This window comes from Burkholderia semiarida, assembly GCF_029268935.1.
GTDB classification, from domain to species: Bacteria; Pseudomonadota; Gammaproteobacteria; order Burkholderiales; family Burkholderiaceae; genus Burkholderia; species Burkholderia semiarida.
Genome location: NZ_JAHLCL010000003.1, coordinates 518052 through 540324, shown reverse-complemented (window position 1 = coordinate 540324; position 22273 = coordinate 518052). Strand labels below are relative to the sequence as shown.

The 22273-nt window shown below is 67.4% G+C and carries 22 protein-coding genes; 7 read left to right on the top strand and 15 right to left on the bottom strand.

The genetic code is table 11. The features are described 5' to 3' along the window. Positions 1-60: 60 nt before the first annotated feature. The 8 genes from hslU to dapF form a co-directional block, all read right to left on the bottom strand. On the bottom strand, positions 61-1404 hold the full coding sequence (gene hslU, locus KPB06_RS06275) for an ATP-dependent protease ATPase subunit HslU (protein ID WP_059584000.1): 1344 nt from the start codon (positions 1402-1404) through the stop codon (positions 61-63). Positions 1405-1414: 10 nt separating this feature from the next. Further along, a complete protein-coding gene (gene hslV, locus KPB06_RS06270) occupies positions 1415-1951 on the bottom strand; it encodes an ATP-dependent protease subunit HslV (RefSeq protein WP_059583998.1) in 537 nt (178 codons plus the stop codon). Between the two features lie 261 nt (positions 1952-2212). Further along, on the bottom strand, positions 2213-2629 hold the full coding sequence (dksA, locus tag KPB06_RS06265) for an RNA polymerase-binding protein DksA (protein ID WP_006477498.1): 417 nt from the start codon (positions 2627-2629) through the stop codon (positions 2213-2215). 495 nt (positions 2630-3124) lie between these two features. Further along, positions 3125-4210 carry a CobW family GTP-binding protein gene (locus KPB06_RS06260; protein ID WP_275906056.1) on the bottom strand — a complete coding sequence of 362 codons (1086 nt, stop codon included), beginning with the start codon at positions 4208-4210 and terminating at the stop codon, positions 3125-3127. Between the two features lie 193 nt (positions 4211-4403). After that, positions 4404-5618, bottom strand: coding sequence for a class I SAM-dependent rRNA methyltransferase (locus tag KPB06_RS06255; RefSeq protein WP_089465233.1), 1215 nt, complete (start codon positions 5616-5618; stop codon positions 4404-4406). A 76-nt stretch (positions 5619-5694) separates the two neighbouring features. Next, complete coding sequence (gene xerC, locus KPB06_RS06250; RefSeq protein WP_059642549.1) at positions 5695-6615, bottom strand: tyrosine recombinase XerC; 921 nt, start codon at positions 6613-6615, stop codon at positions 5695-5697. Positions 6616-6628: 13 nt separating this feature from the next. Next, positions 6629-7348, bottom strand: coding sequence for a DUF484 family protein (locus KPB06_RS06245; RefSeq protein ID WP_059642547.1), 720 nt, complete (start codon positions 7346-7348; stop codon positions 6629-6631). A 37-nt stretch (positions 7349-7385) separates the two neighbouring features. Continuing rightward, on the bottom strand, positions 7386-8255 hold the full coding sequence (dapF, locus tag KPB06_RS06240; RefSeq protein ID WP_060312248.1) for a diaminopimelate epimerase: 870 nt from the start codon (positions 8253-8255) through the stop codon (positions 7386-7388). 387 nt (positions 8256-8642) lie between these two features. Between dapF and KPB06_RS06235 the strand changes: the two genes are divergently transcribed. Then, entirely contained in the window at positions 8643-8945 is a 303-nt protein-coding gene (locus KPB06_RS06235; protein ID WP_059583991.1) for a HigA family addiction module antitoxin, read from the top strand. 30 nt (positions 8946-8975) lie between these two features. Here KPB06_RS06235 and lpxL read toward each other — a convergent pair whose 3' ends face one another. After that, entirely contained in the window at positions 8976-9860 is an 885-nt protein-coding gene (gene lpxL / locus KPB06_RS06230; protein ID WP_059583990.1) for a lauroyl acyltransferase LpxL, read from the bottom strand. 265 nt (positions 9861-10125) lie between these two features. Between lpxL and metK the strand changes: the two genes are divergently transcribed. Beyond that, complete coding sequence (gene metK / locus KPB06_RS06225; protein ID WP_011546455.1) at positions 10126-11313, top strand: methionine adenosyltransferase; 1188 nt, start codon at positions 10126-10128, stop codon at positions 11311-11313. Between the two features lie 111 nt (positions 11314-11424). Here the strand turns inward: metK and KPB06_RS06220 are convergent, their stop codons facing one another. Beyond that, positions 11425-11766, bottom strand: coding sequence for a hypothetical protein (locus KPB06_RS06220; RefSeq protein WP_275906057.1), 342 nt, complete (start codon positions 11764-11766; stop codon positions 11425-11427). A 352-nt stretch (positions 11767-12118) separates the two neighbouring features. Here KPB06_RS06220 and KPB06_RS06215 point away from each other — a divergent pair, with 352 nt between their 5' ends. Further along, positions 12119-12892: a phytanoyl-CoA dioxygenase family protein gene (locus KPB06_RS06215; protein ID WP_060966530.1), complete on the top strand. Its 774-nt coding sequence runs from the start codon at positions 12119-12121 to the stop codon at positions 12890-12892. Between the two features lie 139 nt (positions 12893-13031). Here the strand turns inward: KPB06_RS06215 and KPB06_RS06210 are convergent, their stop codons facing one another. Next, a complete protein-coding gene (locus KPB06_RS06210; RefSeq protein ID WP_059583985.1) occupies positions 13032-13238 on the bottom strand; it encodes a DUF3185 family protein in 207 nt (68 codons plus the stop codon). Between the two features lie 193 nt (positions 13239-13431). On the opposite strand from KPB06_RS06210, the gene mgrA reads away from it, so the two are divergent. Next, positions 13432-14475, top strand: a complete 1044-nt coding sequence (gene mgrA, locus KPB06_RS06205; protein ID WP_060312242.1) for an L-glyceraldehyde 3-phosphate reductase — start codon at positions 13432-13434, stop codon at positions 14473-14475. A 107-nt stretch (positions 14476-14582) separates the two neighbouring features. On the opposite strand, the gene KPB06_RS06200 is transcribed toward mgrA, so the two are convergent. Continuing rightward, on the bottom strand, positions 14583-14768 hold the full coding sequence (locus tag KPB06_RS06200) for a hypothetical protein (RefSeq protein WP_006482800.1): 186 nt from the start codon (positions 14766-14768) through the stop codon (positions 14583-14585). A gap of 354 nt (positions 14769-15122) precedes the next feature. Further along, on the bottom strand, positions 15123-16010 hold the full coding sequence (locus KPB06_RS06195; RefSeq protein ID WP_060966957.1) for a DMT family transporter: 888 nt from the start codon (positions 16008-16010) through the stop codon (positions 15123-15125). An 806-nt stretch (positions 16011-16816) separates the two neighbouring features. On the opposite strand from KPB06_RS06195, the gene KPB06_RS06190 reads away from it, so the two are divergent. Both KPB06_RS06190 and KPB06_RS06185 read left to right on the top strand, forming a co-directional pair. Continuing rightward, entirely contained in the window at positions 16817-17029 is a 213-nt protein-coding gene (locus KPB06_RS06190) for a hypothetical protein (protein ID WP_006477514.1), read from the top strand. 46 nt (positions 17030-17075) lie between these two features. Continuing rightward, positions 17076-18107, top strand: a complete 1032-nt coding sequence (locus KPB06_RS06185; RefSeq protein WP_275906058.1) for a serine/threonine protein kinase — start codon at positions 17076-17078, stop codon at positions 18105-18107. A gap of 75 nt (positions 18108-18182) precedes the next feature. On the opposite strand, the gene KPB06_RS06180 is transcribed toward KPB06_RS06185, so the two are convergent. Further along, complete coding sequence (locus KPB06_RS06180; RefSeq protein ID WP_059642526.1) at positions 18183-19625, bottom strand: coniferyl aldehyde dehydrogenase; 1443 nt, start codon at positions 19623-19625, stop codon at positions 18183-18185. Beyond that, positions 19622-20122 carry a hypothetical protein gene (locus KPB06_RS06175; RefSeq protein ID WP_275906059.1) on the bottom strand — a complete coding sequence of 167 codons (501 nt, stop codon included), beginning with the start codon at positions 20120-20122 and terminating at the stop codon, positions 19622-19624. The genes KPB06_RS06180 and KPB06_RS06175 overlap by 4 nt, the downstream gene beginning before the upstream one ends. Positions 20123-20624: 502 nt before the next feature. On the opposite strand from KPB06_RS06175, the gene KPB06_RS06170 reads away from it, so the two are divergent. After that, complete coding sequence (locus KPB06_RS06170; protein WP_124863635.1) at positions 20625-22265, top strand: GMC family oxidoreductase; 1641 nt, start codon at positions 20625-20627, stop codon at positions 22263-22265. The last annotated feature ends 8 nt before the right edge of the window (positions 22266-22273 follow it).

Genomic DNA, 22273 nt, shown 5'->3' with positions numbered 1-22273 from the left:
ACCAATGAAAACGGGCGACCCCCGAAGGGGCCGCCCGTCTCTCGTCCCGCACTGCGCGCGTTACAGCACGTAGCGCGACAGGTCTTCGTCCTGCGACACTTCGCCGAGCGCGCGATCGACATACTTCGCGTCGATCGTCACGCGCTCGCCCGCATGGTTGCCGGCCGAGAACGACACTTCCTCGAGCAGCTTCTCGATCACCGTGTACAGCCGGCGCGCGCCGATGTTCTCGGTTTTCTCGTTGACCGCGAACGCGATCTCGGCGAGGCGCCGGATGCCGTCGTCGGCGAATTCGAGCTGCACGTCCTCGGTCGCGAGCAGCGCCTGGTACTGTTTGACGAGGCTTGCGTCGGTCGCGACGAGGATCGCTTCGAAATCGTTCACCGACAGCGAATCGAGCTCGACGCGGATCGGGAAGCGGCCTTGCAGTTCGGGAATCAGATCGCTCGGCTTCGCCAGGTGGAACGCGCCGCTCGCGATGAACAGGATGTGATCGGTCTTCACCATCCCGTACTTCGTGTTGACCGTCGTGCCTTCGACGAGCGGCAGCAGGTCGCGCTGCACGCCCTGGCGCGACACTTCGCCGCCGCTGCCTTCGTTGTTGCGCGACGTGATCTTGTCGATCTCGTCGAGGAACACGATGCCGTTCTGCTCGACGTTCTGCACGGCCTTCGTCTTCACTTCCTCTTCGTTCAGCATCTTCGCCGCTTCCTCGTCGGTCAGCAGCTTCAGCGCTTCCTTGATCTTCACCTTGCGGCGCTGCTTCTTGCCGCTGCCGAGGTTCGAGAACATCGAGCGGATCTGCTCGGTCATCTCTTCCATGCCCGGCGGCGCCATGATGTCCATGCCGACCGACGGCTGCTCGAGGTCGAGCTCGACTTCCTTGTCGTCGAGCTGGCCTTCGCGCAGGCGCTTGCGGAAGGTCTGGCGCGTCGCGTTGTTGTCGTCGTTGGCGTGATCGGCATTGCCGCCGAAACCCACCGCGCGCGGTTGCGGCAGCAGGATGTCGAGGATGCGGTCTTCCGCCTGGTCGGTGGCCTTGCTGCGCACCTTGCGCATTTCGGTCTCGCGCGTCTGCTTGACCGAGGTCTCCATGAGGTCGCGCACGATGCTGTCGACGTCGCGGCCGACGTAGCCGACTTCGGTGAACTTGGTGGCCTCGATCTTGATGAACGGCGCATCGGCGAGCTTCGCGAGGCGGCGCGCGATTTCGGTCTTGCCGACGCCCGTCGGCCCGATCATCAGGATGTTCTTCGGCGTGATTTCCGTGCGCAGCGGATCGGCGACCTGCTGGCGGCGCCAGCGGTTGCGCAGCGCGACGGCGACGGCCTTCTTCGCCTTGTTCTGGCCGATGATGTGCTTGTCGAGTTCCGAGACGATCTCGGCAGGGGTCATGGTGCTCATGGGGCGGTCCTTACTCGATCGTTTCGATGATGCGGTTGTGGTTCGTGTAGATGCACATGTCGCCGGCGATCCCGAGCGACTTCTCGACGATCTCGCGCGGCGACAGTTCGGTGTTCTCGACGAGCGCGCGGGCCGCTGCCTGCGCGTACGCGCCGCCCGAGCCGATCGCGCAGATGCCGCCTTCCGGATCGAGCACATCGCCGTTGCCGGTGATGACGAGCGTGGTGTTCGCATCGGCCGTGATCAGCATCGCCTCGAGGCGGCGCAGCATCCGGTCGGTGCGCCAGTCCTTCGCGAGCTCGACGGCCGCGCGGGTCAGGTTGCCCTGGTGCTTCTCGAGCTTCGCCTCGAAGCGGTCGAGCAGCGAGAACGCATCGGCGGTGCCGCCCGCGAATCCGACCAGTACCTGGTTGTTGTAGATCCGCCGCACTTTCCGCGCGCCACCCTTCATGACGATGTTGCCGAGGGTTACCTGGCCGTCGCCGCCGAGCGCGACCTTGTCGCCGCGCCGGACCGAAACGATGGTCGTGCCGTGAAATTGCTCCATCTGCGTTCCTTGAGAAAAACGGGGAAGAGTCGGGCGGCGCGACGCGCCGCCGCGTGAATCCGCAGTGCGCCAGGGAGCGGCCCGGCGCGCGTCCGTTTCATTTTAGGGCGGGCGCCGGGATATCAAGAGGGGGAGGCAAATCGGCCGGCGCAAGCCCGTTATCAGGGGCACAGGCCCTGAACCGGTGCCGGAAAACAAAAAGCGCGCGGCAGGCCGCGCGCTTTCGGGAAGCAGCGTGTGTCGGAGCGGAATGCCGCTCGATCAGTCGCCGAACAGCTTCTGGCGCAGCTCGCGGCGCTCCTGCGCCTCGAGCGACAGCGTGGCGGTCGGACGCGCGAGCAGGCGCGGAATGCCGATCGGCTCGCCCGTTTCCTCACACCAGCCGTAATCGCCGGAATCGATGCGGGCGAGCGACTGCTGAACCTTCTTGAGGAGCTTGCGTTCGCGATCGCGCGTGCGCAGCTCGAGCGCGTGCTCTTCCTCGATCGTCGCGCGGTCGGCGGGATCGGGGACGATCACCGTCTCGCGCAGGTTCTCGGTCGTCTGGCCTGCATTCTTGAGGATGTCCGCCTGCAACTGTTCGAGCCGATTTTTGAAGAAGGCGAGCTGATCCTCATTCATGTAATCCTTGTCGCTCATCTTCAGGATTTCGGCTTCGGTCAAGAGTTTCTTCGTCATCTGCTTGCTTCTTCAATGTGCGGCAAATCAACAGATATTGCCTGCACTTTGGGATTACCCGCAACCGCGCTTGCAATCATTTGCGATTTGCCGCCGCGGGGCCGAAAGCCTCTGGAAAACCGGTTCTCAAATACCAGGATAGGCCTGGCGCAGATTTGCGCGCGCTGCGAACCGGTGTGCTGCGCGGCACATCGCATCGGCCGCGGCCGGGAGGCGGATTGGCGATCCGGCGCGGTTGCGATGCCCGGAAAACTGGTTCAGCAAGAACCGGGCCTGTTTGTTGCCGTACTCCAGCGGGCACGTATTGTAACTGAATCGCAAGCGGGCGCCGTATCGGGTCGATCCCCGTCGGCTGCGCCAATATCTAGAAAATATAACGCGCAAATCGCGAAAAAGCGATGACGGCGAAACCCTGCCCGGCAAAGGCGTCGCGCGGCGGCCCCCGCCGCCTCGCAGGCGGCCGGGCAGCAAGGGCGCGGCGGGCGCCTGCGCGGGTCAGGCGAGGCAGGCGTCGAGGCCGTCGGTAATCAGGTCCTGCGGCAGATCGACGCCGATGAACACCATCTTGTTGGTCTTCTTCTCGACCGGCAGCCACTTCGCCGCGAGGTCGCTGCCCATCATCTGGTGCACGCCCTGGAACACGACCTTGCGGTCGACGCCCTTCATGTACAGCACGCCCTTGTAGCGCAGCATCCGCTCGCCGTAGATCTGCAGAATGCCGCCGAGGAAGTCTTCCAGCTTGTTCGGATCGAACGGGCGGTCGTTGCGGTACACGAACGACTTGATCTTGTCGTCGTGGTGCGCGTGGTGGTGATGGTGGTGGCCGTGGTCGTGGTCGTGATCGTGCGCGCATTGGCCGTGATCGTGGTCGCAATTCGCGTGATCGTGATCGTGGCCGTGATCGTGGTGGTCGTGCGCGTGATCGTCCTCGGCGAGGAAATCGGGATCGATCTCGAGCTTCGCATTCAGGTTGAAGCCGCGCAGGTCGAAGATTTCCTTGATGTCCGCCTCGCCGAAATTCACGACCTTGATCGCGGCCTTCGGGTTCATGTGCATCAGGCGGTGCTTGAGGCCGGCGACGGTCTGGTCGTCGACGAGATCCGACTTCGTGATGAACAGGCGGTCGGCGAAGCCGACCTGGCGCTGCACCACTTCGTGTTCGTCGAGCTGCGCGTTCGCGTGCTTCGCGTCGACCAGCGTAATGACCGCGTCGAGCAGGAAATCGTCGGCGATCTCGCTGTCGATGAAGAAGGTCTGCGCGACGGGGCCCGGGTTCGCGAGGCCGGTCGTCTCGATCACGATGCGGTCGAAGTCGAGCTTGCCTTCGCGCTTCTTCGCGGCCAGGTCGCCGAGCGCGCGGGCGAGGTCGCCGCGGATCGTGCAGCAGATGCAGCCGTTGCTCATCTGGATGATCTGCTCGTTCGAATCCTGCACGAGGATTTCGTTGTCGATGTTCTCTTCGCCGAACTCGTTCTCGATCACGGCGATCTTCATGCCGTGCTGTTCGTTCAGGATGCGCTTGAGCAGCGTCGTCTTGCCGCTGCCGAGGAAGCCGGTAAGGATGGTGACGGGAGTGGCCATGTCGGTCGCCTGTGGTTCGTGAATCGGGGTCAAAACCAGGATGTGCGTCGCGCCCTCGCGCTGCGAGCCGGGGCGCACAACCATCCATTGAAACATACCTGTCAAGCCCCCGCCCGTCGTCCGGACGACAGGGGCAAGCGTCGGCCCGACAGGCGGGGCCGGCGGACCGGGGTGTCCGCCAAGATCGGGGCGATCAGACGATTTGCAACAGCAGGCCCTTCAGATATTCGCCTTCCGGGAACGCGGCGAGCAGCGGGTGATCGACGCCCGCGCCGAGCCGCTTCAGGATCCGCGCGTCGACCTTCGCGTCGGCCGCGGCGCCCGCGACGATCTTCTGGAACAGGTCCATGTCGATCGCGCCCGAGCACGAGTACGTGAACAACAGGCCGCCCGGACGCAGCAGCCTGAAGCCGCTCAGGTTGATGTCCTTGTACGCGCGCGCCGCGCGATCGACGCTGTCGCGCGTCGGCGCGAACTTCGGCGGATCGAGCACGATCAGGTCGAAACGCTCGCCTTCGTCGACGAGGCGGCGCAGCGTCTTGAACGCATCGGCGTCGAGCCAGGTCGCGCGTTCGGCGTCGAAGCCGTTGGCCACGACGTTCTGCTGCGCGAGCGCGAGCGCGTCGCCCGACGAGTCGATCGACACGACGCGTTTCGCACCGCCCTTGAGCGCCGCGAGCGAGAAGCCGCCCGTGTAGCAGAAGCAGTTCAGCACGTCGCGGCCCTCGGCGTACTGCGCGACGAGCGCGCGGTTGTCGCGCTGGTCGACGTAGAAGCCCGTCTTGTGGCCGTTCGGCACGTCGACGTGGTAGCGCACGCCGTTTTCGTTCGCGATCAGCGTCGCGGGCGGCGCGTCGCCGGCCAGTACGCCCGTCGTCTGTTCGAGCCCTTCCTTGTCGCGGATCGACACGTCCGAGCGCTCGTACACGTTCGGGCAGCCGGTCGCGCCGGTGAGCGCCGCGACGATCGCGTCCTTCCACGCTTCGACGCCCGCGGCCATGAACTGGCACACGAGCTGGCCGCGCGGCGCGGCGCCGGCTTCGGCGGTGTCCGCGACGTAGTAGTCGACGATCAGCCCGGGCAGCCCGTCGGCTTCGCCGAACACGAGCCGCACCGCGCCCGTGCCCGACACCATCGTCGTGCGGTGCGCGACCGCGCGCTGCACGCGGCGCTTGAAGAACGCGTGATCGATCGGTTCGTGCTCGTCGAAGCTCCACACCCGCACGCGGATCTGCGACTGCGGGCTGTACGCGCCGCGCGCGAGGAAGCGGCCGTCGTGCGCGCGCACGAGCACGGTCGCGCCGGGCGCGGGCTTGCCGTCGACGCGGTCGATCGCATTGGCGTAGATCCACGGATGGCGGCGCAGCAGCGATTTTTCCTTGGACGGCTTGAGGGTGACGGTTTGCATGGTGAGATCGAAAGGGGCCGGGCGCGACGCCGGCCGGTGCCGGCCGCCGCGCGCGGCGGGTAACACGGGACGCGCGTCAGTCGCGCTTCTTCGCGCGCGGATGCGCGCTGTCGTAAATCTTCGCGAGATGCTGGAAGTCGAGCGACGTATAGACCTGCGTCGCGGCGACGCTCGCGTGGCCGAGCAGTTCCTGCACCGCGCGCAGGTCGCCGCTCGACTGCAGCACGTGCGTCGCGAACGAATGGCGCAGCACGTGCGGGTGGACGTTGGCGGGGATGCCGGCGGCGAGCGCCGCGCGCTTCACGCGCTCGCGCACCACGCCCGGCGACATCCGGTTGCCGCGCACCGACACGAACAGCGGATGCGGATCGTGCTTCACGAACTCGCCGCGCACCGCGAGCCACGCGTTCAGCGCGTCGATCGCCTTGCGGCCGACCGGCACCTTGCGCTCCTTGTTGCCCTTGCCGCGCACGGTTACTTCGGCCTCGGCGAGATCGAGCCAGCCGGCCGAGCGGTAGCCGTCGGCCTGCGTGTACCGGACGTCGAGCCCGATCAATTCGGCGAGGCGCAGCCCCGACGAATAGAACAGCTCGAGGATCGCGTGATCGCGGATGCCTTCGGTCGTGCCGGCGAGCGGCGCGTCCATCAGCGCGGATGCGTCGTCGACCGACAGCGCCTTCGGCAGGGTTTTCGGGCGCTTCGGCGCGCGTACCGCGGCGACCGGGTTCGCGGGCATCTCGATGCGTTGGGCGAGCCAGCGGTAGAACGCGCGCCAGGCGGACAGCCGGTGCGAGATCGAGCGCGCGGACAGCCCGCCCGCGTGCGCGCGCGCGACCGCGCCGCGCATGTCGGCGGCGGTCAATGCTTCGAGCGGCCGGCCGGCGGCAAGCTTCCTCAGTTCGTCGAGCTCGTGCGTGTATGCGCGCAGCGTGTGTTCCGACAGTTGCCTGACGTGCTTCAGGTTCGACAGGTAGGCGGCGATCGGATCGTCGGTCATCGCGTGCGGCGGATCAGTGCGGCAGCAGGCGCGTGAGCGCGGCGCTCGCGAGCGTCGCGATCTGCGCGAGGAAGTCGGTGGCCATCCCGTCGTGGAAGCGGCGCGGATCGGGCGAACCGAGGACCAGCAGGCCGAACGCGGGTGCATCGTTGCCGGCGAGCGGCGCACGCAGCGCGAGCAGCGCGACCGACGCGGCCGAGCCGTCGCCGGCCGGCGCGGCTTCGGTGCCTTCCGCCGCGCTCGCGGCGGCGCGCGCGGGCGCGAGCCACTGGGCGGCCTCGAAGCCCGTGTTCGCGCCGCAGTACGGCGTCGACAGCCCGTTCGTGAACAGGCGCACTTCCTCGCCGACCTGGCGGGCGAAATCGGCTTGCGCGTAGGTGTCGGCCACGTCCCAGACGCGCAGCGCCGTTTGCGGCACGTCGAACACGTCGGCGATGCCGTCGGCGATCGTGCGCGGCAGCGCATACGGATCGCGTTCCGCGATCACGCGCGCGGTCCAGCGGCTGAACTTCGCGGACAGGCTGTCGTTCTCGTGGCCGTAGCGCACGAGCTCGGCGAGCCGGCGTTCGAGATGCTTGTTCTTGTCGCGCAGCATTTCCATCTGCCGCTCCTGCAGCGAGATCGCGGCCTTGCCGTGCGGGTTCGCGAGACGGATCGTCGCGAGCAGTTCGGCGTGCTGCGCGAAGAATTCGGGATTGGCGAGCAGGTAGTCGGCGACTTCGCGATCGTTCATGTGGCTGGAGCGTTCAGTTATCAGGGACGTTGCAGGGTCAGGCGTTCAGGTCGATCTCGCCTTCGAACACGGTCGTGGCGGGGCCGGCCATCATCAGCGCGGCGGTTTCGTCGCGCGCGCCGTCCCAGCCGATCGTCAGCGTGCCGCCGTGCGTGTGCACGGTCACGGGCGAATCGAGCAGGCCGCGCCGGATACCGGCCGCGACCGCCGCGCACGCGCCGGTGCCGCACGCGAGCGTCTCGCCCGCGCCGCGTTCGTACACGCGCAGCTTCACCTCGTGGCGCGACACGATCTGCATGAAACCGGCGTTCACGCGCTGCGGGAAGCGCGCATGGCGCTCGATCAGCGGGCCTTCTTCCAGCACCGGATACGCTTCGACGTCGTCGACGACCTGCACCGCGTGCGGATTGCCCATCGACACCGTCGAGATCCAGCGCGTCGCGCCGCCGACGTCGAGCGGCCACAGCGTGTCGTTGCCTTCCTTGCGGCCGTCGAGGCCCGACGCCTCGAACGGCACTTGCGCGGGCGCGAACACGGGCGCGCCCATGTCGACGACGACTTCGCCGTTCTCCTGCAGCGTCAGCGTGATCAGGCCCTTCATGACCTGCACGCGCACGCTGCGCTTGTCGGTCAGGCCGCGGTCGCTGACGAACTTCACGAAGCAGCGTGCGCCGTTGCCGCAGTGCTCGACCTCGCCGCCGTCGCAATTGAAGATCCGGTACTTGAAATCCGCGCCGTCGACGGTCGGTTTCTCGACGAGCAGCAACTGATCGGCGCCGATACCGAAGTGGCGGTTGGCGAGCGCGCGCACCTGCGCTTCGGTGAGCGGCGGCAGCGCGCGCGAATAGCCGTCGAGCACGACGAAGTCGTTGCCCGCGCCGTGCATCTTGGTGAACGAGAGTTTCACTGGGTCCGGAATTCCATGGCGAACAAGGCGGTCGGCACGACACGGACGGCCGGCTGCCATGCCGGGCGGCCTCGTTCGTCGTGCCGATCTCAACCGCAAATGATACATGCAGCCGACAGGGGCGTCCTGCGCGGGGCGGGCCGGCGTCCGTTGTGCGGGGGGCGGGGGCCTTGTCTGCCGATCGCGCCGACTGGGCGCGCGGATGATGAGCGGGCGGATTGACAGGGGGCGGCGTGGCGGGCTCGGCTGTGGCCGGTACGCGGAACGGTACGCGATGTGTATTTCGTACCCGTCAAATTGATGTCCCAATCCGGTGATTCGTATAGTGCGGCTATGCGCTGCCGGCGTTTCCGGCATCGCGCCTCGTCACTGAATTGATCCAACACCATGACCCGCATCTTCAATCCGCCCCATCCGGGCGAAACGCTGCGCGACGACGTGCTGCCGGCGCTCGGCCTGACCGTCACCGAGGCCGCGTCGCAACTCGGCGTGACGCGTGCCGCACTGTCGCGGATCCTGCACGGCCATGCCGGCATCTCGCCGGAAATGGCGTTGCGCCTCGAAGCGTGGCTCGGCGAGGAAAACGGGGGAAGGGCCGATCTGTGGCTCGCGCAGCAGTCGGCCTACGATCTCTGGCGCGCGCGCGCCAAGGGCGCGCCGAAGGTGGCGAGGGCGCGGGCACGCGCATGACGGCGCGCCCGCGAACGTCTCGCGGCAGGGTCAGTACAGGCTCGGCTCGCCGGGCGGGCGCGTCTTGAAGCGTTTGTGCACCCAGTAGTACTGCTCGGGCATCAGCGGAATCTGTTCCTCGAGGAATGCGTTCATCCGCCGCGCGTCGAGATCGTCGTCGCCGGTCGGGTAGTGATCCCACGGCTTGAATACCTTCAGACGGTAGCCCTTGTAGTTCGGCAACACCTCGCCGATGAACGGCACGACCTGCGCACGGCCCGTCTTCGCGAGCCGGCCGACGGCCGTCAGCGTGCACGCCGGCACGCCGAAGAACGGGACGAACGTCGAGTTGCGCAGCCCGTAGTCCATGTCGGCGCCGAGCATCACCGGCTTGCGGTCGCGCAGCCAGCGCAGCACGACGCGCGCGCTGTCCGCGCGGCCGACCATCTCGGCGTCGAAGCGCCCGCGCGCCTTCTTCGCCTCCTCCTCGAGCACCGCGTTCGAGAACGGCTGGTACAGCGATCCGCAGCGGCGGTGCAGCGACCGGTTCAGCCAGATCGAACCGGCTTCGATGCCGACGAAGTGCAGACCGAGGAACAGCGTCGGCGGCAGGTCCGGATCGGTGAGATCGACCGCGCTGTCGACCTGGATCAGCTTCGCGAGCTTCTTCTCCGAGCCGAACCACTGCACGCTGCGCTCGACGTAGCTGCGGATCGCATGACGGAAATGCCGGCCCGCCACGTCCTCGCGCCGCTCGTCGCTCCAGTCGGGGAAGCAGAGTTTCAGATTCGTATGTACGATGCGCTTTCGCCGGCTGGGGATCTGATACAGCAGCCAGCCGAGGCCATCGCCGAACCGTGCGGTCAGACCGTACGGCAGTAGCGCGAGCAGCTTCAGCAAGCCGATGGCGAGGTGCGTGCCGAGGCGGCCTAGCATGCGGAATCTCCGTGGGGCCGGCTGGCCGGCACGTTGCGAACAGGGTGGTAAGACAGCGGAAGATGCAGCACGGGCGGCGCTCTGTGACAATTCAGGAAAGCCGCTATAATACGGGCTTCGCCGAGTTAACTGACAACTTGCGGGGCGAAGCCGGCTGGCGCGACACACGCTGCCCGGTCCTGGTAATCCGCTAAAGCGTCGCCGCTTCAGGCCCAACGAAGCTGGCTACGTGAAACCAACCGTAACCACACAGGAGCCTGAAAAAGTGGCAAACGATTATCTCTTCACGTCCGAATCCGTCTCCGAAGGCCATCCGGACAAAGTCGCGGACCAAATCTCGGACGCGATTCTCGACGCCATCCTCGAGCAGGACAAATACTCCCGCGTCGCGGCGGAAACGCTGTGCAACACCGGTCTCGTCGTGCTGGCCGGTGAAATCACCACGACGGCGAACATCGATTACATCCAGATCGCGCGCGATACGATCAAGCGCATCGGCTACGACAACACCGACTACGGTATCGACTACAAGGGTTGCGCGGTGCTCGTCGCATACGACAAGCAATCGCCGGACATCGCGCAGGGCGTCGATCGTGCACACGACGACAACCTCGATCAAGGCGCGGGCGACCAGGGCCTGATGTTCGGCTATGCGTGCGACGAAACGCCGGAACTGATGCCGCTGCCGATCTACCTGTCGCACCGCCTCGTCGAGCGCCAGGCCAGCCTGCGCCGCGACGGCCGCCTGCAATGGCTGCGTCCGGACGCGAAGTCGCAGGTCACCGTCCGCTACGTCGACGGCAAGCCCGATTCGATCGACACCGTCGTGCTGTCCACGCAGCACGCACCGGACATCGAACTGCCCGCGCTGCGCGAAGCGGTGATCGAGGAAATCATCAAGCCGACGCTGCCGGCCGAACTGATCAAGGGCGACATCAAGTTCCTCGTGAACCCGACCGGCCGGTTCGTGATCGGCGGCCCGCAGGGCGATTGCGGGCTGACGGGCCGCAAGATCATCGTCGACACCTACGGCGGTGCCGCACCGCACGGCGGCGGCGCGTTCTCGGGCAAGGATCCGTCGAAGGTCGACCGTTCGGCCGCGTATGCGGGCCGCTACGTCGCGAAGAACATCGTCGCCGCGGGCCTCGCGTCGCGCGCGCTGATCCAGGTGTCGTACGCGATCGGCGTGGCCGAGCCGACCTCGGTGATGGTCAACACGTTCGGCACGGGCCGCGTGTCGGATGCGGTGATCACGAAGCTCGTGCGCGAGCATTTCGACCTGCGTCCGAAGGGCATCATCAAGATGCTCGACCTGCTGCGCCCGATCTACGAGAAGACCGCGGCTTACGGTCACTTCGGCCGCGAAGAGCCGGAGTTCTCGTGGGAAGCGACCGACAAGGCGCTCGCGCTGGCCGAAGCGGCCGGCGTGGAGCCGACCGCACGCGTCGCGTGAACGTCGTTCGCCTGAAATGAAAAACCCCGGCCAAGCCGGGGTTTTTTTATGGGTTCGATCGCCGAAGCAGTGGCGGCCGATCGGGGCGGACGACACCCGCCGGGTACATTCTCAGCGCGCGCCGAACCCGAACCAGCCGTTGCTGGCCGCGAGGCGACGCGGGCGGTTGATGCGGCGCTGCGGGCCGAGCTTGCGGCGCAGCGCGAGCGCGCGCAGCGACGACGGCTTCTGCAGCAGCGAGCGCAGGCCGGCGCGGCGCGCGAACGCCTGCGTGCTCATCATCGAGAAAAATGCGTGAAACCACGCACGGATGCCGTCCAGCCGGCTGCGCGGGTGCGTACGTTCGGCCAGCGCCTGCGTGCGTGCGCGGTGGTGGCGCAGCGGGCGGGCGGGAGCGGACGGCACGACGCGCTTCGCGGCGCGGTTGAAACGGGAAGTCAGACGGAATGGCATGTGAACGATGCTTCGCTTGTATGGATGGCGCCCTGCAGAGCGCACTGGTATGAACGGCCTCGGATAACGCAACGGATCTTACCGAAACCCGTTGCGCGCCGCGCCCGCCAGAATTGACAGGCCGCGTCAGGCTACAGGGGATTCGTGACGGGCAAAAGTCGCGATAAACCCTTGTGCCGCAACGCGTGTGCCGCATACCGCCTGTCGCTCAGGCAGGTGCCGCGCCGCACAGTTCCCTTGCGCTGGATCAAATCCGCGATTGGCATGCCCCTGCGCACGACAATGGCGCTGTTCGCGGTATCCGGCGCCGATTTACAATCGTCACATTCACACAATAAACGTCTGGCATCCCATGTCGTCTCCATTGCAGTCGGAATCGATCCGCGCGCAAGTCGCGGAATTGCGCGAGCGCGGCTTCGTCGTCGCGCGCGGCCTCGTCGGCGAAGCGCAGTGCGCGACGCTCAGGCAGATCGCGGAGCGCCAGTTGCGGGAGGCCGCCGAGCCGATCGAATTCGAGGCCGACCTGCGCTACCCGGGCGCGCCCGAATCGAAGCATGCGCCCGGCGGGCATACGGTGCGGCGCCTGCTCGATGCGTACTCGCGCGATCCGGCATTCGCCGAGCGTGCGATCGCGCCCGAAATCGGCGCGTGGATGCGCGAGTATTTCGGTGAGCAACCCGTGCTGTCGCGCGCGCATCACAACTGCATGATGACGAAGCACCCGGCGTACGGGAGCCTGACCGGCTGGCATCGCGATTTCCGCTACTGGGCGTTCGAGCGCCCGGACATGGTGTCGGTGTGGCTCGCGCTCGGGCCGGAAACCAACGAGAACGGCGCGTTGTGGCTGGTGCCCGGCTCACATACGGCCGAATTCGGGCCGGAAGCGTTCGATGACGCGAAGTTCTTCCGCGGCGATTTGCCGGAAAATCGCAGGATGATCGACGCGGCCACGTGCCCGTCGCTGCAGACGGGCGACGTCGTGTTCTTCCACTGCAACACGCTGCATTCGGCCGGGCAGAACCGTTCCGACCAGGTGAAGTTCTCGCTCGTGTACACGTACCACGGTGCAAGCAACCGGCCGGTGCCCGGCACGCGCTCGGCGTCGAAGCCGGAAGTGCAGTTCTAGGCGCGGATCTGGCGGCCGGTGAAGCCGCCGCGGCCACGCGATGCGGCGCATCGCGAGCGGATGAAACGACGGGCGGCCTGGCCGCCCGTTTCGTTTGGCGCGGCCCCCGCGCGTGACGCGAGCCGCGGATGCGTCGCGATCAGCGCTTGCCGCCCGGCATCGCGAGGCCGATCAGGCCGATGAACGACGCGACGGCGCCGCCGACGATCAGCAGGATCGTCTTCGTCGCGGGCGAGCCGGTGAAGAAGCGCGACACGTTGTCGTTGATCGAATGGAACGACTGGCCGCCGAAATACAGCAGCACGATGCCGCCGACGAGCAGTGCAACCGAGATGACCCGGGACATACCAACCTCGCTGAAACGGTGATTCGAGACGCCGCAGTGTAGGCGAGCGCCGCGGTCGCGTCCATCGCCGTGCCGCCGTGCGCGATTCGGCCGCTTTCGCTACCATAGTCGTCGTATGACTCCTTCGCCGCCGTCGCGCCATCGGCGCGGCCGGCGCGCGTCCCTTCCCCCGATGTCCTGACGGAACAGACTCATGGCCTACGAAGCAGCTTCCGAACGTTATGCCGACATGCAATACCGTACCTGCGGCAAATCCGGGCTCAAACTGCCCGCCCTGTCGCTCGGCCTGTGGCACAACTTCGGCGATTCGACGCCGATCTCGACGCAGCGCGAGATCCTGCGCACCGCGTTCGATCTCGGCATCAACCATTTCGACCTCGCGAACAACTACGGGCCGCCGTACGGCAGCGCCGAAACCAACTTCGGCCGGCTGCTGAAGGAGGATTTCCGGCCGTATCGCGACGAGCTGCTGATCTCGACGAAAGCCGGCTGGGACATGTGGCCGGGCCCGTACGGCAGCGGCGGCGGCTCGCGCAAGTACGTGCTCGCGAGCCTCGATCAGAGCCTGCAGCGGATGGGGCTCGACTACGTCGACATCTTCTATTCGCACCGTTTCGACGCGCATACGCCGCTCGAGGAAACGGCGGGCGCGCTGGCGTCGGCCGTGCAGCAGGGCAAGGCGCTCTACATCGGCATCTCGTCGTATTCGGCCGCGAAGACGCGCGAGATGGCCGACCTGCTCGCGCAGTACAAGGTGCCGCTGCTGATTCACCAGCCGTCGTACAACCTGCTGAACCGCTGGATCGAGCGCGACCTGCTCGGCACGCTCGACGACGTCGGCGCGGGCAGCATCGCGTTCACGCCGCTCGCGCAGGGCTTGCTCACGTCGAAGTACCTGAACGGCGTGCCGGCCGACGCGCGCGTGAACAAGCCGGGCGGCGGCTCGCTGAAGCAGGAGCACCTGAGCGCGGACAACCTCGAGCATGTACGCAAGCTCAACGCGATCGCCGAACGGCGCGGGCAGAGCCTCGCGCAGATGGCGCTGGCGTGGGTGCTGCGTGACGGCCGCGTGACGTCCGCGCTGATCGGCGCGAGCCGGGCGGAGCAGGTGCGCGAGAACGTCGGTGCGTTGAAGAACCTCGAATTCTCGGCGGAGGAGCTCGCGGAGATCGATCGCTACGCGACGGAAGGCGGCATCAATCTGTGGGAAAAGCCGTCCACCGATCAGGCGATCTGACCGGAACTCGATACGGCATGCGAAACATCGCGCGCCGTATCGTCGACGCGCAGGCAGTGCGTCACCTCGCTGCCGTGCAGCGAGGTGTGTCGCGCACGGCGGTGGCGCTAGATCAGCGCGGGCAGGCCTTCAACGAGCAATACCGCGACGCCGACGCCGAGAATGACGCCGAGTACGCGCAGCAGGTTGTGACGGAACTGGGTGGCGCACGGCACCGCGCCGAGAAATAGCGCTCCGGCCAGCGCCATCGGAATCAACAGGATGAAGTCGCCGATCGTGAAGTAGGTCGTCATGCGTGTCTCCAGTGTCGGCCGAAGTGAGCGCTTCAGTGCGTGCCTTGGCGGCTCCATCCCCGCGGGATATCGGCCGAAGCCGGCACGCGTGCGCTCACCCCGGCCCCATGCCGGGTGTTTCTAGTTGGTCCGGCCCGTTACGAGCAGGCCGGTCCATTCGAGTATAGGCAACCGGCGGCGTTTTTCGCTATCCGAACCATTAAAAATCAGCGGAAAGCCCCGGGAATCCCGCATTTTTCGTGCGAACAAGACGAACGCCTTGCACGCATCTTTCCCGTTCCTTTCGATTTTCGCGGAATCGTCGTATGTGTCCGATACGGGCCGCCGCACCCGCGGGCGCGGCGGCCGGCCCGCTCACGCGCGGTCGGATTGCGGGCGGCCGGCCGGCGCGCGGAACACGAGCGCGAGCCCGGCGATGATCGCGCCCATGCCGGCGAGCGCGAGCGGCTCGGGCCGGTTGCCGAGCCACGCGGCATCCATCAGCGTGGTGACGACCGGCACGAGATAGAACAGACTCGTCACGTTCACGAGATCGCCGCGCTGCATCAATCGGTAGAACAGCAGTTGCGCGATCACCGAAATCACGATGCCGAGCCACAGCAGCGGCACGACGAACGCCCAGTTCAGCTCGAACGACACCGGCCGGAACGGCACGATCGCGACGCACAGCGCGAGGCCGATCGCGTTCTGCATCGGCAGCACGTCGGCGGGCGCCGCGCGCACGCGCTTTTGCAGCAGCGAGCCGACGGTCAGCGCGACGAGCGCCGTGAGCGCGCACGCGATGCCGGCCGCCGACAGGCCGCCCGTCCCGCCGCTCACGCCGCGACCGACGACGAGCGCGAGGCCCGCGAGCGACAGCGCGAGCCCCGCGATGCGCGCCGGCTGCCAGCGCCGCTCGACGATCGCGAGCGTGAGGATCGGCTGCACGCCGAGGATCGTCGCGAGCACGCCGGGCGCGATGCCGCGCTCGAGCGCGAGCAGATAGAAGATCGAATAGCCGCCCATCATCAGCAATCCGGTCAGCGCGGCCATGCGCCGCTCGCCGCGCGGCGGCAGCCAGCGTTTGCGCATGAAGGCCAGCACGAGCAGCACGAATGAGGCGAGCGCGAAACGGGCAGTGAGAAAGGCGAACGCGGAGGCGTGCCGCAAACCGAGTTCAGCGAAGATCGCGCCGCTGCTCCACAGCAGCACGAAGAGCGACGTCGCGCCATGCGCGGCAAGCGCGCGTTTGAACGAAACCATGTGAATCCACCTGTCGAACGGATCGAAACGTTCCATCCGCGCGCGGCAACGTGCCGTGCGTCATGACGCACGCACGTGCAGACAACGGGGCGAATGGAAGACGAAGAAGCCGGCGAGTCAGCCGGCGCGTGCCGCCGGCGGGGGCGGCGCGGCGCAGACGCGCGGCGGTGCGACAGGAGGGGGAAGGACCGACGGATGCACGCCCGCCCGCAGCCGCGAGTCGAACTGCGGCCGGGATGTTGTGCGGGCGGACGTGAGCGGATGCATCGTGTCGGAATGCGATTGAACGCGAATGAAAGCCAAAGGTACCGCAAGGCAGCCGTCGAACGCAACTGCTGTCGGCGGCGGCGCATCGCGGGCGGGGCGATGCAAGACGGCGCCGGCTCGCTGGCCGATGCGCATGCAAGCTTTCGACGACCGGAAGAAGGCGATCGGCAAGCGACGCGCGCGAGGTGATGTCAGCGCCGATCGCGGGCGTGTTCCGACGATCCCGCGCGGCGCAAGCGAAACGGGACGCGCGTTGCGTCGATCGCGCGTGCGCGGCGGCGCCGGACGGTTTCGGTAGGCAGCCGCATTCGACAGGGTATGATGGGGGTAACCGGGCGGGCAAGTGCGTGCCCGGCGCAGTGGTTGATTGGAGACATTCGACGAATTCGCGGCACTTCGCCCGCTTCTTCTTCTTTTCGCGCTTCGATAAACCGTGAACAATGGGATCACGCGCAACGCTCCGCCGAGAGCGGCGCGGATCGTGCATTTGCCGGCTCGCCAGCGGGCCGGGTTTCAAGATTCAAGAGTGGGGAACCATCATGCATATCGGGTCGATCGTCTGCACTACCCATATCGCGGTGCCGAAGGGCGCGCGCGGCATCGTCCAGCGCATCCTGGGCGACATGGCCATGGTGACCTGGTACGCGGGCGTGCCGGGTGAGTCGAAAGAACTCAACACCGAGCCGTTCTTTCTCGAGGACCTGATCGACACCGGCGAATCCGTCTTGCCGGCCGGCGCGGCGCTTCACTAAGGACGCTCGTACCGGACGCTCGTCTTTCGGTCCGGCTGGCGGCACAATGCGGGGCATGACCGACACCACTTCCGCTCCCGCTTCTCCCGCCAGCCCGCCGTTCGCCGGCCTCACGCCCGAGTGCGTGCTCGACGCGCTCGACAGCGTGCTGATGCCGGCCGGCCTGCGCACCGACGGGCGCCTGCTCGCCCTCAACAGCTACGAAAACCGGGTCTACCAGGTCGGTATCGAAGACGGCCCGCCGGTCGTCGCGAAGTTCTATCGCCCGGCGCGCTGGTCGGACGACGCGATTCTCGAAGAGCATGCGTTCGTCGCCGAACTCGCCGCGCGCGAGATACCGGCGGTGCCCGCGCGAGCCTTCGACGGCCGCACGCTGCACGCGTTCGACGGCTTCCGCTTCTCGATCTTCGAGCGGCGCGGCGGCCGCGCACCCGATCTCGACCGCAGCGACACGCTCGAATGGCTCGGCCGCTTCATCGGCCGCATTCATGCGGTCGGCGCGACGCAGCCGTATGTCGCGCGTCCCGTGCTCGACATCGGTACGTTCGGCTACGAGCCGCGCGACTACCTGCTCGCGCACGATTTCATTCCGGATGACGTAAGGCCGGCGTACGAGACCGCGGTCGCACTCGCGCTCGAAGGCGTCGAGGCCGCGTTCGAGCGTGCGGGCGAGATCCGCCTGCTGCGCACGCACGGCGACTGTCATCCGAGCAACGTGCTGTGGACCGATGCCGGCCCGCATTTCGTCGACTTCGACGACAGCCGGATGGCGCCGGCCGTTCAGGATCTGTGGCTGCTGCTGCCGGGCGATCGCGAAGGCGCGTCGCGCGCGCTGGCGGACCTGCTCGCCGGCTACGAGGATTTCTGCGAATTCGAGCCGCGCGAGCTGCATCTGGTCGAAGCGCTGCGGACGCTGCGGCTGATCCACTATGCGGCGTGGCTCGCGCGGCGCTGGGACGACCCGGCGTTTCCGGCCGCGTTCCCGTGGTTCAACACGCATCGTTACTGGGAAGCGCGCGTGCTCGAATTGCGCGAGCAGATCGGCGCGATGCAGGAAGGGCCGCTCTGGCCCGTGTGATGGACGACGGCTGCGTGCGCGGCATCCCATGCCGTGCGGCAAGGGCCGCGGCGCGACGCGCGCGGCCCGTCTACCTCAGAACTTCAGCATCAGCTTGATCAGCGCGGCGAAGCGCTTGCCGTACGGCGGCGCGAGCAGGTTGCGCGCGTTCAGCCGCGCCTGCGTGAGCACGGGCTTCATCTTCGAGAACGTGACGAAGCCGTCGTAGCCGTGATACGCGCCCATGCCGCTCGCGCCGACGCCGCCGAACGGCAAGCTGCCGCACGCGATGTGCATCAGCGTTTCGTTGACCGTTACGCCGCCGGAGATCGTTTCGTGCATCACGCGGTCGACCGTGCCGCCATCCTCGTCGAACAGGTACAGCGCGAGCGGACGCGGGCGCGCATTGACGTATGCGATCGCTTCGTCGAGCCGTTCGTACGGCACGAGCGGCAGCAGCGGCCCGAAGATTTCCTCCTGCATCAGTTGCGACGCGGCCGGCACCCGCGTGAGCGCGCACGGCACGAAGCGGCGCGACACGGGATCGGACTGCGCGTCGGACAGCGGATGCAACTGCGCGCCGCCCGCCTGCGCGTCGCTCGCGAGTTGCTGCAGGCGTGCGTAGTGGCGCGGCGACACGATCGTCGTGTAGTCGCCGTTGGCCGACAGGTCCGGATACAGCTTCGCGAAGCGGGTTCGCGCGCGTTCGATGAACGCGCCTTCCATCCCGCGCGGCAGCAGCACGTAGTCGGGCGCGATGCAGGTCTGGCCGGCGTTCAGCGTCTTGCCGGCGACGATCGCGTCGACGGCCGCGTCGAAGCGCGCATTCGGGCCGATGATCGCCGGCGACTTGCCGCCGAGCTCGAGCGTGACGGGCGTGAGGTTGTCGGCGGCCGCGCGCATCACGTGGCGGCCGACCTGCGTGGAGCCGGTAAACAGCAGATGGTCGAACGGCAGCGCGCTGAATGCGGCGCCGACCTCCGCGTCGCCGTTGACGACCGCGACGTGGTCGCGCGTGAAGGTCTTGCCGATGAGCTGCTCGAACAGCGCCGACGTGCGCGGCGTCAGTTCGGACATCTTGATGATCGCGCGGTTGCCGGCGGCGAGCGCGCAGATCAGCGGGCCGGCCGCGAGCAGCACCGGGTAGTTCCACGGCACGACGATGCCGACCACGCCGAGCGGCTGCGGCACGACCTTCGCGCGCGCCGGGCGCAGCCATTTGTTCATCGGCTTGCGGATCGGCTTCATCCAGCGCTTGCCGTGCTTCAGCGCGTCGTCGATCTCTTCCTTCGCCATCCAGATTTCCGACAGCAGCACTTCCTGCTTCGCGCGATGGCCGAAATCGGCGCTGATCGCGTCGGCGAGCGCATCCGCATGGTCGATCAGCATCGTGCGCAGCGCGCGCAGGTGCTGCGCACGCGTGTCCCACGCCGGGTACGGTGCGCGCAGGTACGCCGCGCGCTGGTCGTGCAGCAGCGACGTCAGCGCATCGACCGACGGGCGTGCTTGCGGAGCCAGTTCGGGCAGGTCGTTCTTCATGTCGTCTCCTCCAGTTGGGCCTGGCTGGTCGGCCGGCCGTCACGCCGCACGCTCGGCGAGCGCGGCGACGCGGATCGGGTGATGCGGGTCGCGCGGCACGGGGCCGGATGCGACGGGTGCTCGAAAACCGGTTGATGCATGCGGCCGGCGTCGTATCCGCGCGACGGTGTCCGTGTCCGAAAGTCGTGCCGCACGGCACGCGCGCACGGCCCGATGCGGTGACGCGCGGGCACGCGACGCCGTCTTGCGAGCGTGTGCCCGTGTACCGCGGCAGCGTCGCGCGACGGGTCCGTGACGGCGTGTCGCCGCGCATCGTGCGACGGCGCCGAGACACCGTCCAAACGGTCGGCGGCGACACGCACCGTTCGATTTCGACCGAGGGCGCGCATCACGCCGCGCAGCGTCGCGCGGGCCGCCGTTTGAAATGAAATACGGGCCGCGCGCTTGACCTCTGGATCACCCGGTCGGCACGCGGCCTGCAGGATCTGGCGCTGCATCGTCATTCCTCCCGTTTCGCGACGAATCGGCTTCTCGTGGCCGGTGCATCGCGCGAAGCGCATCGACACATCTTAAATTTAGTTCACGCGGGCGTTTAGAGGAATCGCTCTTGAATCGGCGCGCCGCTCACGGGACGGCCATTCCTACAATGCCCCGAGGGTCTGTTTGCAGATGGAACACGCATGCGTTGCCGCGAGAACGGCCGCTCACGAGGCGCGCGACGCCGCGAATACCGACGTATCGCCAAGGAGCACAACGCGGCGAGCGGCCGTTCTCGTGGCAACTCCAGATTAAAAAAATCATGTCACGGGAATGCCCGAAATCGCCCGTCCCCCAAGGGGACTTCCTTCGGGACGTATGGCGGCGTCCCTCGTCGCTCCTTGCCCTACGAGCGATTTCGGGCATTCGCATGCGTGTTCCATCTGCAAACAGACCCTCCAAAGAGGAGACACGGTCGCGCGGCAGTGCCGGGCGACCTCCATGACACGACGGAGACGTGACATGCAATACGACTACATCATCGTGGGCGGTGGTTCGGGCGGAGCGAGCCTTGCCGGCCGTCTCGCCGACGCCTGCCCGGATGCGACGATCGCGCTGATCGAGGCCGGCTCGCATACGGAGCGCAATCTGCTCGTCAACATGCCGGTCGGCATCGCGGCGCTGGTGCCGTTCAAGCTCGGCACGAACTACGGCTACGAGACGGTACCGCAGCCGGGCCTCGGCGGGCGGCGCGGTTACCAGCCGCGCGGGCGCGGGATGGGCGGCTCGAGCGCGATCAACGCGATGATCTATACGCGCGGCCACCCGGGCGACTACGACGAGTGGGCGCAACTGGGCGCGACGGGCTGGGGCTGGCAGGACGTGCTGCCGTATTTCCGCCGCGCGGAAGGCAACGAGCGCGGCGCGGATGCATGGCACGGCGCGGACGGCCCGCTCACGGTGTCGGATCTGCGCTTTCGCAATCCGTTCTCCGAACGATTCATCCAGGCCGCGCATGCGGCCGGCTATCCGCTGAACGACGACTTCAACGGCGCGACGCAGGAAGGCGTCGGCTTCTACCAGGTCACGCATCGCGACGGCGCGCGCTGCAGCGTGGCGCGCGCGTATATCTACGGCCGCAACCGGCCGAACCTGCACGTGATCACCGATGCGACGGTGCTGCGCGTCGGCTTCGACGGCAAGCGCGCGGTCGGCGTCGTCGTGTCGCGCGACGGGCGGGTCGAGACGCTCGGCGCGCGCGCGGAAGTGATCCTGTCGGCCGGCGCGTTCAATTCGCCGCAACTGCTGATGTGTTCGGGGATCGGCCCAGCCGAGCAGTTGCGCCGGCACGGGATCGCGGTCGTGCACGATGCGCCGGACGTCGGCGCGAACCTGATCGACCACATCGATTTCATCATCAACACGCGCGTGAATTCGTCGGAGCTGGTCGGCGTGTGCCTGCGCGGCATCGCGAAGATGACGCCGGCGCTCGTGCGCTATTTCTCGCGCCGCACGGGGATGATGACGAGCAACGTCGCGGAGGCCGGCGGCTTCATCAAGAGCGACCCGTCGCTCGAGCGTCCCGATCTGCAACTGCATTTCTGCACGGCACTCGTCGACGATCACAACCGCAAGATGCACTGGGGCTTCGGCTATTCGCTGCACGTGTGCGCACTGCGGCCGTTCAGCCGCGGCACGGTCGCGCTCGCGAGCGGCGATGCGCGCGATGCGCCGCTGATCGATCCGCGCTTCTTCAGCGATTCACGCGACCTCGACCTGCTGGTGCGCGGCACGCAGGCGATGCGCCGCATCCTGTCGCAGGCGCCGCTGGCGTCGCAGGGCGGGCGCGAGCTGTACACGCGGCCGGACCAGAGCGAAGCGGAGCTGCGCGCGACGATCGTCGCGCATGCGGACACGATCTATCACCCGGTCGGCACCTGCCGGATGGGCTCGGATGCGCGCGCGGTCGTCGATCCGCAACTGCGCGTGCGCGGCGTCGACGGATTGCGCGTGGTGGATGCGTCGGTGATGCCGACGCTGGTCGGCGGGAACACGAATGCGCCGTCGGTGATGATCGGCGAACGCGCGGCGGACTTCATCGTGGCCGCGCGCAAGGGCGGCGTGCCGCGCGGCGAGGCGGCTGCCGCGGTGCACGGCCGCTAGACGCGGCG